At 23.5% G+C, this 5,954-nt stretch carries 5 protein-coding genes; 4 read left to right on the top strand and 1 reads right to left on the bottom strand.

Features of this window, described 5'->3' with window-relative positions:
- Positions 1–115 precede the first annotated feature (115 nt).
- The 4 genes from ABVS04_RS14710 (at position 116) to ABVS04_RS14695 (ending at position 4,382) form a co-directional block, all read left to right on the top strand.
- Positions 116–778: a hypothetical protein gene (locus tag ABVS04_RS14710; protein WP_368031534.1), complete on the top strand. Its 663-nt coding sequence runs from the start codon at positions 116–118 to the stop codon at positions 776–778.
- 260 nt (positions 779–1,038) lie between these two features.
- Positions 1,039–1,281, top strand: a complete 243-nt coding sequence (locus ABVS04_RS14705) for a hypothetical protein (protein WP_368031533.1) — start codon at positions 1,039–1,041, stop codon at positions 1,279–1,281.
- A complete protein-coding gene (locus ABVS04_RS14700; RefSeq protein ID WP_368031532.1) occupies positions 1,281–3,992 on the top strand; it encodes a primase-helicase family protein in 2,712 nt (903 codons plus the stop codon). Before ABVS04_RS14705 ends, ABVS04_RS14700 begins: the two co-directional genes overlap by 1 nt.
- 63 nt (positions 3,993–4,055) lie before the next feature.
- Entirely contained in the window at positions 4,056–4,382 is a 327-nt protein-coding gene (locus ABVS04_RS14695; protein ID WP_368031531.1) for a hypothetical protein, read from the top strand.
- 30 nt (positions 4,383–4,412) lie between these two features.
- Here the strand turns inward: ABVS04_RS14695 and ABVS04_RS14690 are convergent, their stop codons facing one another.
- On the bottom strand, positions 4,413–5,306 hold the full coding sequence (locus ABVS04_RS14690; protein WP_368031530.1) for a replication initiation protein: 894 nt from the start codon (positions 5,304–5,306) through the stop codon (positions 4,413–4,415).
- Positions 5,307–5,954: the final 648 nt, after the last annotated feature.

Genomic DNA, 5,954 nt, shown 5'->3' with positions numbered 1-5,954 from the left:
AAGTGTCTATTTATGGGCTTTATAAAGCTTTTATACATAAGAAATTGATGATTTTTTTATGTGCGAAAGTTGAGTTAATAATATAATAGGATATTTAACTGATTTACAACACGAATTGAAAGTATCTTTAAATGATGATATTGAGTCATTAGATATTGATACTTCAGGTTTTCACAAAATTATACAAAATCATTTAAATGATTTTTCTTTTCCTTTAAAATATCTTGAAATTGAATATCTAAATAATGAAAACAAAGTTTTTATTCCATATTTTTTAACTAATCCAATAGATGGAAGTTATATGAGAATTACTAAAAAATATGTTCAAGATTTATTGAAAATATATTTAACTAATTTTAAAATAACACCTAATTTCAAAAGACCTATTTATGAACTAAATACTATTTCTCCACTTACAACTTTAAATAACATAAATTTGTTTTTACCAATTGAAGAATTAATAAGCTATATCAAAAAATTAAAGAATAGCTACTCTGAGAATTTGAAAATAGATGATAATGAGAAATATAAGATTATATATAATAAAAAAACAACAAATGTAAAAAAGTATATTATTGATTTAGAAAATATATTGAAAATATTATATATTTATGATTATGAATTGTTGCCAAAACAAAATAGACCTTCTAAAAATACAATTTATAAAGAATTAGATATTGGAAGAAGTACTTATTATCTTCTTAGAAGGATAGCAAAAGTTTATATTAATGAGAAAAAATATATTGAACTATTTGCATATACAGAGAAATCATCTTGAGATCTATAATTATTAATAAAATTTAATTAAACTAAAGTGTTAATTTTTTAAATAGAAAAACAACACTTTTTTCTTCAAAAAATCAAAAATCAATCAGAAATGTATCAAATATAACATATAGTAATATAAATAGTAAATAATTACAACTTTTGTGTTAAAAAAACTCCATATCAATTCGGAAACTCTTTTTGTTTTAATTATGCCAATGTACTTGTATCAAAATGAAAATAGTACAGATTGAAAAAAATAAAAGGATTCACATGTCACCAATTACAAGTAAAAAAATGTCTAAATCAGAATTTGATGATTTAAAAAGAAGAGAAGTTGAAAGAGATTTTGTAAGAATTTCAACAGCATCATTAATGATAAATTGTTCTGAAAGCTACATAAAATCATTAATCATTAATAAGAAGATAAATAGTTATCTTCCTTCACCTAAAGTTAGATTAATAGAAGTTGCGAGCTTAATTTCTTATATAAAAAATAATACAGAGGTAAGATAATGAAAACACAATTTACAGAAGTAACTGCTAATGGTGTTAATTTAAATAAAACATTTTATTTAGATGCTGATAACAAAATAGTAAAAAATGCAAATGCTCATATGAGTAAAGGTGATTTTAGAGTATTAGAAATAAATGATTTATCAAGTTTAGATAATTATTTTAATACTTTAGATTCAAATCAAGCAATAATTGCTGGTATTCCACGTAATAATTTATTACAAGGTTCAATTGTACCAAGTGGTAAAGAAGCTATTGAATATAGTGTAATTTCAAGAACTAATCATTGTTTTAAAGAAACACCAGAATCCGTAGTGGCATTTGATTTAGACAATGATGAATCAATGCCTGAATATATGAAGCAGATAATAAATCCACAAGATTTCTTATCTGCAATGATTAAAATAATTCCAGAATTAAAAGAATGTGAATTATTTATTAGACCCAGTTCAAGTTCAAGTGTATTTAATTCTCAAACTAATTCATATATTTATAATACGGGTTTTCATATGTATATTTCAGTATATAATTGTACAAAAGAAAATTTAAACAACTTTATCGAATACATAAAAAGAAAATCTTTAGAAGTAGGGCTATGTTATGGAAAAATTTATAAAAATGGCAGTGTTGCTTTTAGAACATTAATTGATCTTTCTCCTCTAACAAGCTTATGTTCAAGACTTATTTTTGAAGCAAGACCAATTGTAGTTCACCCATTGGAAATAAGACAGAAACCAACTATCTTTCATAATCAAGGTTCAAAGAAAGCATTAGATTTATCAAAATTTGATCCTTCAAAACTTCCAGATTATAGAAGTACTTTCGAAGATTATAAAAAATCCATTGCACCACAAATTCAAGAAAAGAAAAATCTCTTTATTGAAGAAAAAGAAAAAGATTTAATTTCAAATGGTGTTGATGGAATTGAGGCAAAAAAAATTGTGAAAAAATTTATTGAGTTTAATGAAATTTCATGCCAAGATTTTCTGATAAAACAAGATGGGAATAAAGTTAAAATATTAGATACATTATTATCTAATGATAAAGAATATTATAACGATTTTCTTGAAGTAGAGAAAAAAGGAAAAGCTTATATTTCAAAAAAAGGGATTTTTAATTCTAAATTAGTTAGTTTTTCAAGAGGTGGTTGTGAATATAAAATTAATTTTGATTTCAATAGTATTAAAAATATTTTAGAAAACTTAAAGGCTGATGATAAGTATAAAATTAAATGTTTAATTGCACTTGAATATTTATTATTTGATGAAATATTAGTTCCAACTGAAATTATAGAAATTAAAAAGATATTAAAAGAGAAAGGTTTTTTAGGTGATAATAATAGCTTTTGTGAAAAAATTTTTAATGGTATAAAAGAAAAAAAAGCATTAGAAGCTATGAAAGATTATGCTGTTTTATTAATGAATGGTAATTTTTCTATAATAGATATGAATAAAAAAAAGTTAACTATTTATCGATTAGGTGATATAAAGAACTTCTTTAAAAATAAAAAAATAAAAGTTTTTGATTATTCTTCAGGAAAGTATGAAAAATTAAATCCAGTTGATATTTGGATGGAATCATCAGAACGGAAAGAATTTATAGATATTACATTTGATCCTTCAAATAAATGTGCTAAAAATATTTATAACTTATTTAGAGGATTTAAGTATGAGCCAAAAAATCTTATTGATATATCTTTGTATCATGATTTATTAAAAAATGTCATATGTTCAGGTGATGAGATAATGTATGGTATAGTTTGGACTTTTTTTGCACAAATTATTCAGGAACCTCTTGAAAAAGTAGGCGTTTGTTTAATTCTATTATCAGGACAAGGTGCTGGAAAAGGCACAGCAATTGACCCCATTGTTGAATTGTTAGATGGATATTCATTCGTCTCATCCGATAGTGATACAATTTTTTCAAAATTTAATCATCATCTTTCTGATAAGTTATTTATTTATTATAATGAAGCCGCTGAGTTAAATTATAATAAAAGTTTAAATTCTAAGTTCAAACATTTGGTCACAGAAAGTCACACAAGTTATGAAATTAAAAATGGACCTACTTATATGGCCCCAAACTTATGTAGAGTCCTTCTTGACAGCAACGAAGACTCAATAATCCAAGAAACAGGAACTTCTCGAAGGACTAAGTATCCAATAGTTTCAAATCATAGAGCAGGAGATAATGAATATTTTTCTAAATTACGTGAACTATACAAAACTCCTGGTTTTTATGAAACTCTAATGTATCAACTAAGTACATTTGATATAAAAGAATGGAAACCATTACTTAGAAAACCATTGAAGAATAAGATTTTATTAGAGCAACAACTTCAAACATTAAATAATATCCAAAGTTGGTGGTTATCAAATATAGAAGAAAATAGAATTTTTGAAGCGAATTATGAATTAACTTCAGATGGAGGATTCAAAATATCAAATGAAGAGCTTTATAACTCTTTTGTTAACTTTACTAGAAAAAGTGGAAACAAAGTTTATGATCAAAAAACAGCATTTGGTAAATTATTAAAAAAACATTGTATTAATGATGAGTTAATAACTATCCCAAATGCAAAAGATTCCAAAGGTAATAATGCCAAAGTTTATGCAAATTTATTAAAATGTTGGCAATACTTTAAAATAAAACATAAACTTGAATTACATGAAGTTAGTATTAATCAATGGTTACCACCTAAATTTTTATAAAAAGATTAAAAAACTTATAAATCCTATAAATCAAGATAAGATTTATAGGAGAAAGGAAAAAAAATGAAAAAATTACCAAAAATGGATTATGATTCACATATAGGAATCTCTGGAGTACTTTTCCCTCAATTACTGAATAGTTTGAATAGAAAAAATAAATATGTAATATCTAAAGCATCAATAGATTTAATATATAGTAACGCAAGTAAATTTTTTGATAAAAATGAAGAAATTATTATTTTATTAAAAAAAGCCAAAATAAATAAAACAAATCTTCGTAACATTACATTATTAAAAGAAATATTTAATTTATTTAAAGAATACTTTATTTTATTAAATGAAATAGATGAACGAATGTATAAACTAGAAATTTTTACAAATAAATTCTAAAATAACTTATATTACCTATACATCCTATATTTATTTTATAGGATGTATTTCTTTCTCTAAATACCCATCACAATCCTCCAAATTCCTAAACTTCAATTTACCAACCAAATTTAACTCTTTCGAGTAAACTGATAGAATTACATAACCTTCACTTAGTTCGAGAGTTTTAACGGTGTATAGGTCGTTATTTAGCATGATATTTTTATTTGAGTATTTTGAAATTAGATTTTCTATTGTTAGAAATGAAGTTTTTGATATTTCAAATCGTTTAATATTAAATTGAATATTTTTTGATTGCTTATTTACTTTTAGTATTTTAAAGTTTATTTGTATATCTGTATAAGTATTTATAGTTAAAATAGATTCTTTTAATTTTTTATGGAAATTAAAAAATGATTCAAAAGATTTTTTGTTTAGTTCCATAATAGCTTTTAGATTATCTATTGAAACTACAAATACTTCAAAACTAATGCTTTTAAAATATTCATATAGTTTTATCTCTTCTTTTCTTTTTAGATTTATTAAATTTTCAAGTTTATATTTTGTGAACTCTTTTTTAATATCTAAAAGATATTCTTTTAAATCACTTGATAATGGAACTTTATAAATGCCATTTTTCTTATCATAGATTATTTTACCAACTAAAGAAATCTCAACTTCTTCTTTATCATCATTTTTAATTATTACAAATACTGAGCTTAGTTTTCTTAGACTTGTTTTAATATAACTATGGATATTTCTTTCATTAAATTCAAATGTTCTAACTTCATCTTTTGTAAAATAGTAGTAATCATTAAACTCTTTACTTGTTGCATTTACTTTAGATACAAGAAGCTTGAGTATTTTTATATCTCTTACTTCTAAAAAAGAAAAATCACCTCTTATGAATTTGTTTCTTTGTACCACGACTAATTCTTTTTTCATCAAAATCCCAATTCAGGAATATTTAGATTGAAATATTAAAAGAATCTGTAATATTTTTCTAAATAAAATCCCAATTTTTTAATCTAATTTCGATAAAAAGCCACTTTCTGTAATAAAATATCCCAATTTTGTAATATTTACTTTTAGTTTTACTCTTTAAATCACCGGCTAGTAGGGTGTTTAAAATGTTACTTTTTGATTTCAAATAAAAATATATTAAAAAAATATTTATAGAAAAAAGGAATAGTCAATTTATCGAACTTCTAAGATGATTTTAGGTTTGAAAGACTTAGGGTTTTATGATGGGAAATATTTCTATTGTAGAATATTATGAAATTGGGATTTTATTAAAGTATTTAAAATAAATTAATTATTGTTATATGGAGGTAGTCGGACTCGAACCGTTCTTTTCTAACTCCGAATCTTAGTAATATTTTACTTTGTATAATATTAAAGTATGCCAGTTAATATGCCATCCTCCCCATACGTAGATAAATGGTATATCTATATAGTTCAATACAAATCAGCTAAAGACAAATTTATAACTTAAAAAATATTAATTAATTTCTCAATTGTTGAGACGCATGCACTTGGCCACCCAAACGCATAAACACTTGGCCAGTTGAGGAGTTAAAAAGTATTCTTATA

Origin of the sequence: Arcobacter sp. s6, from assembly GCF_040884245.1 — a bacterium.
In the GTDB taxonomy this organism is placed as follows: domain Bacteria; phylum Campylobacterota; class Campylobacteria; order Campylobacterales; family Arcobacteraceae; genus Aliarcobacter.
This window is presented reverse-complemented; position numbering and strand designations above follow the sequence as displayed.